4 protein-coding genes, 1 tRNA gene and 1 pseudogene are annotated in these 4,101 nt (G+C 75.5%); 4 read left to right on the forward strand and 2 right to left on the reverse strand.

Annotation, left to right across the window (positions count from 1 at the left end; translation table 11 throughout):
• The 3 genes from rlmB to L2I40_RS19825 all read left to right on the forward strand — a co-directional run.
• Window positions 1–780 (forward strand): 23S rRNA (guanosine(2251)-2'-O)-methyltransferase RlmB (gene rlmB, locus L2I40_RS19815; protein ID WP_237216908.1); only part of this gene is annotated, 780 nt, incomplete at its 5' end.
• On the forward strand, window positions 777–1,544 hold the full coding sequence (locus L2I40_RS19820) for a 2-keto-4-pentenoate hydratase (RefSeq protein WP_237216909.1): 768 nt from the start codon (window positions 777–779) through the stop codon (window positions 1,542–1,544). The genes rlmB and L2I40_RS19820, both read left to right, overlap by 4 nt.
• Window positions 1,545–1,652: 108 nt before the next feature.
• A complete protein-coding gene (locus tag L2I40_RS19825; protein WP_237216910.1) occupies window positions 1,653–1,880 on the forward strand; it encodes a hypothetical protein in 228 nt (75 codons plus the stop codon).
• On the opposite strand, the gene L2I40_RS19830 is transcribed toward L2I40_RS19825, so the two are convergent.
• Window positions 1,812–3,428, reverse strand: a complete 1,617-nt coding sequence (locus tag L2I40_RS19830) for a hypothetical protein (RefSeq protein WP_237216911.1) — start codon at window positions 3,426–3,428, stop codon at window positions 1,812–1,814. The two genes, L2I40_RS19825 and L2I40_RS19830, sit on opposite strands and share 69 nt — an antisense overlap.
• A 175-nt stretch (window positions 3,429–3,603) precedes the next feature.
• Here L2I40_RS19830 and L2I40_RS19835 point away from each other — a divergent pair.
• Window positions 3,604–3,678 (forward strand) — tRNA-Thr (locus tag L2I40_RS19835).
• Window positions 3,679–3,762: 84 nt separating this feature from the next.
• On the opposite strand, the pseudogene L2I40_RS19840 reads toward L2I40_RS19835, so the two are convergent.
• Window positions 3,763–4,101: pseudogene (locus L2I40_RS19840) on the reverse strand (hypothetical protein); the annotation flags it as partial.

The raw sequence follows: 4,101 nt of genomic DNA on the forward strand, positions 1-4,101 counted from the left end.
GCGCCGCCGGCCGGACCGAAGGAGGCTCCACCCGCCGGCAGCCTCTGGCTGCACGGGATGCATGCGGTCGCCGCCGCGCTCGCGAACCCGCGCCGCCGAGCCCGCCGCCTGCTGATGACCGCGGAGGCCGAGGCGGAGCTGGCGCGGCGCGTGCCGAAGCCCTGGCGCTGCCAGGCCGAGATCGTGGACCGCAGCCGCTTCCAGACCTTCCTGCCGGAGGATGCGGTGCACCAGGGCGCGGCGCTCCTCGCGGAGCCCCTGCCGCCCGTGCCGATCGAGCAGGCGATCGCGCGGTCCGACGGTCCCGTGCTGCTGCTCGACCAGGTGACCGATCCGCGCAACGTGGGGGCGATCCTGCGCTCGGCCGCGGCTTTCGGCGCCGCCTGCGTCGTCATGCAGGACCGCCACGCGCCGCCCGAGACCGGGGCCCTGGCGCGCGCTGCCTCGGGGGCGCTCGAGGTCGTGCCGATCGCCCGCGAGGTGAACCTCTCGCGCGCCATCGTGGCGCTGCAGCGGGCCGGCTTTTGGGTGCTCGGCCTGGCCGGCGAGGCGCCGCGGACTCTGGCCGAGGCGGCGCCGCAGGATCGCCGCGTGGCGCTGGTGCTCGGCGCCGAGGAAGCGGGGCTGCGGCGCCTGCAGCGCGAGACCTGCGACGAGCTGGTCCGGCTGCCGATCGCGCCCGGTGTCGAAAGCCTGAACGTCGCCGCGGCGGCTGCCGTGGCACTCTACGAACTCGCCCGCGACCGCCACACGGCGGAGGCCGAGGAGACCACCGCATGACCAGCCGGGCCGCCGCGGCGATCCTCTCCGCCCGCGAGGGCCGCCGCATCCTGCTCCCCCTCGGGCCCGCTTCGCCGGCCGACGTCGCGGCCGGCTACGCGGCGCAACGCGAGGTGGCGGAGGCGCTCGGCGCCGTCCCGCCGGCCGGCTTCAAGATCGGCGCGACCACGAAGCAGATGCAGGCCTATCTCGGGCTTGCCGGACCGGCCGCCGGCTTCGTGGCGCGCGAGGGGCTGCAGCGCTCGCCGGGGAGCTTCCGCTTCGACGACCTCATCGCGCCCGGGGTCGAGTGCGAGGTGGGGCTCCGGCTCGGCCACGACCTGCCGGCGGGTCCCTGCACGCGCGAGCAGGCCGCGGCGGCGGTGGCCGAGGTCTTCGCGGCGATCGAGATCGTCGAGAAGCGCTACACCGACCTTGCCGAGCTCGGCACGCCGGCGCTGATCGCCGATCAGGTGTTCCATCGCGCCGGCGTCCTCGGTGCCCCCGCGGCCGGCTGGCGCGATGCCGACCTCGGCGCGATCCGCGGGCGGATGACGGTGGACGGCGCGCTGCGCGGGGAAGGCGCGGGCGCCGACCTGCTCGGCCATCCCTTCGAGGCGCTGGCATGGCTCGCCGCGTCGCCCGGCGCGGCGGTGTTCGGCGGGCTGAAGGCCGGGCAGGTCGTGTTCCTCGGCTCCGTCACGCCGCCGATCTGGCTCGACGGTCCCTGCCATGTCGTCGTGGAGTTCGACCTGCTCGGCCGGGCGGAGGCGCGCTTCGACTGACGTCGGGCCGCCACTTCACCCTTCCGCAACCCTCCGCCCCCATCATGCCTCCGCCCCCGCCAGCCGGCGCGGGCTCCGCCAGGACGGCGCCCGACGACACGGAGCGCCATGCACACGTCCAACTGGCAGACCCTGCCCGAGGCCACCCAACTCGTTCTCTCGCGCGAGGCGATGCGACGCGCGGCGGAAACGCTGGCTGAGCACGCCCTTCTGCTGGCCGAGGAGATCGACCGCGGCACGCTGACGGACCGCGGCGGCGCGGAGGCGCTACGGCTCTTCGCGGCCGTCGTGCGCGCGACCAACGACGACGCCTTGGCGACCGTCGGCCGCGCCTGACCGGCGCGCCTCGTAGACCCAGGCGGCGAAGCCCCGGCGGGCGTCGCGCCATGCGATGCGCGCCTCGCCCCAGCGCGGATCGGCGGCAAGGGCGGATCGCGCCGCGGCGGCCTGGACCGCGCCGTCGCGGTCGGTGATGCCGAGCAGCACCAGCCGCGCATGGGCCGCCGTCTGTGCCGGCAGGCCGTCCGCCTGGTCCGCGCGGATGACGAGGAGTGGCTGGTCGCGCGGCGCCTCGGCCAGAACGCCGCCGACGATGCCGACGCCGTCATTGCCATGCGGCACCAGCAGCAGCGTGCCCGGCCCGAGCAGGGGCCCCACCGCGCGCAGGGCGTGCCGGTAGGTCTGCTGCGTGGCCGGATGCAGGGCCATGCCGATGGCTCCGGCGGCCTGCACGATCAGCACCGCCAGCAAGGCGGCCGGGGCCAGTCGTGGCGCCGCGCGCGCCCAGCCTGCCGCGGCGCCGGCAAGCATCGCGCCCGCGAAGGGCGCGGCGAAGGCGAGGTAGCGCAACTCGATCGGCATGGTCCCGAAGACCGCCCCGAGCAGCAGCAGCCCCGCGGAGGGCGCGACGAAGCCGCCGAGCCAGAGCCACCGCGTCGGACCGAGCGCCTGCCAGCGCAGCGCGACGGCAAGGGCGCAGATCGCGAGCAGCGCCGCCAGCGCCGCGGCAAGCACTGGCCGCGCGAGGCCTTCGGCGTAGAGCGGCAGGCCGCCGAACAGGTTCGCCGCATTGAACTGGCCGAGGAGCACCAGGGCGCCGATCGGATCGAAGGCGTCGAACTGATCGGGCCGCGATCCTCGCTGCGCCATGAAGAAGCTGAGATTGCCGAGTTGGGCCAGCAGGAACGGCACGGCGGCCGCGGCCAGAAGGCGCAACCGCACACCAGCGGCGACGGGCGCGATCAGGAGCCAGCCGAGCACGGCGCCGGCCGGAAAGACCGCGAGGTAGTTGGTGAAGGACGCGCCACCCGCGGCGAGCCCTGCAAGCGCCGCACTGGCGAGCGAGCGCCGCTTCCAGGCCAGCACGGTGCAGAGCGTCGCGACGCCCAGCAGCAGATGCGCCAGCGCGAAGCCGCGCGCCACGCCGCCGGTATAGGCGAAGCCATAGGCCAGCGCCGTGGCGAGGCCGGTCGCGACCGCAGGCAGCGCCGCGGCGCGTGCCGCCGCCATGAATGCCGCGACCGCGCCGACCGAGAGCAGGACCGAGAGGGCGCGCAGCGCCTCGACCGAAGTCCCGCCCGCGGCCCGCCAGGCGCCGGCCAGCCAGAAATACAGGGGCGGATGAACGTCCGTCTCGCGAAGCTGCCGCGCGATGGCGGCCGGGCCGACGACCGCCTCGAAGCCGGCAGCGGCCTCGGACGGCGTGAAGGGCGTGGTCGGCCAGTGCGGCCGCGGGACCGGCCCGGTCACGAGGCGCGTGTAGGTCTCGTCGTATTCGGTCGAGCGCAGCGCCGCCGCGCCGCCGAGGACGAGGGCGGCGAGCAGCAGGACGAGCAACACGACGCGCCGCGGCACGGCGCCGGCGGCGAGCAGGGCCGAGGCCATGCGCGATTGTTTCCCCTGTCGAGGACGAACCGGGGACAAGGACGCGCGAGCGCGGCGATGGCTCCGCCGGCGCCGGACATTTTTGTGCGAGGCTGGACCGGTCCGCGGACGCACCGAGCCTGGGCGCGGGCGCGACGTTGAGGAGTGCGTGGCGCTGGGCTAGCAGTGTGCCGGCGCCGGGTTAGCACAGGGGTAGTGCAGCTGATTTGTAATCAGAAGGTCGGGGGTTCAAATCCCTCACCCGGCACCAGACGCGGCACCAGCGACGCAGGACCGGCACGCGAGCGAGGCTGCTGAAGTTGTTGCCTCGCTCGCCGCGCCTGGCCGCTTCGCGTCAGGCCACGTCGCCCGGCCGGCGCCATGTCGGGTCGTTCGCGCGCCGCACATCGTCGTCGAGGCCCGGCGCCGTGCTCGTGGTCGTGCCCGTTGCCGACCACCCCTCGTCGCGCCACTGCGAGGAGCGATGCGCGATGTCGACGGGGTTGTGGCGGTCGAGGATGCGCTCGGCCTCGATCGCGCGGGGCTCCGTGGCGCGGACCACGACGAGATGGCCGCCACGACGCACGCCCTCGGAGTAGGTCGCCGCCTCCTCCTCGCCGAAGCCCGCGCCCGCGAGGCCGCCGAGCAGGCCGCCCGCCGCGGCGCCGACGCCGGCGCCGGTCAGCGTGGCGAC

The sequence above is a fragment of the Falsiroseomonas oryziterrae genome, from assembly GCF_021864505.1.
GTDB lineage: Bacteria > Pseudomonadota > Alphaproteobacteria > Acetobacterales > Acetobacteraceae > Falsiroseomonas > Falsiroseomonas oryziterrae.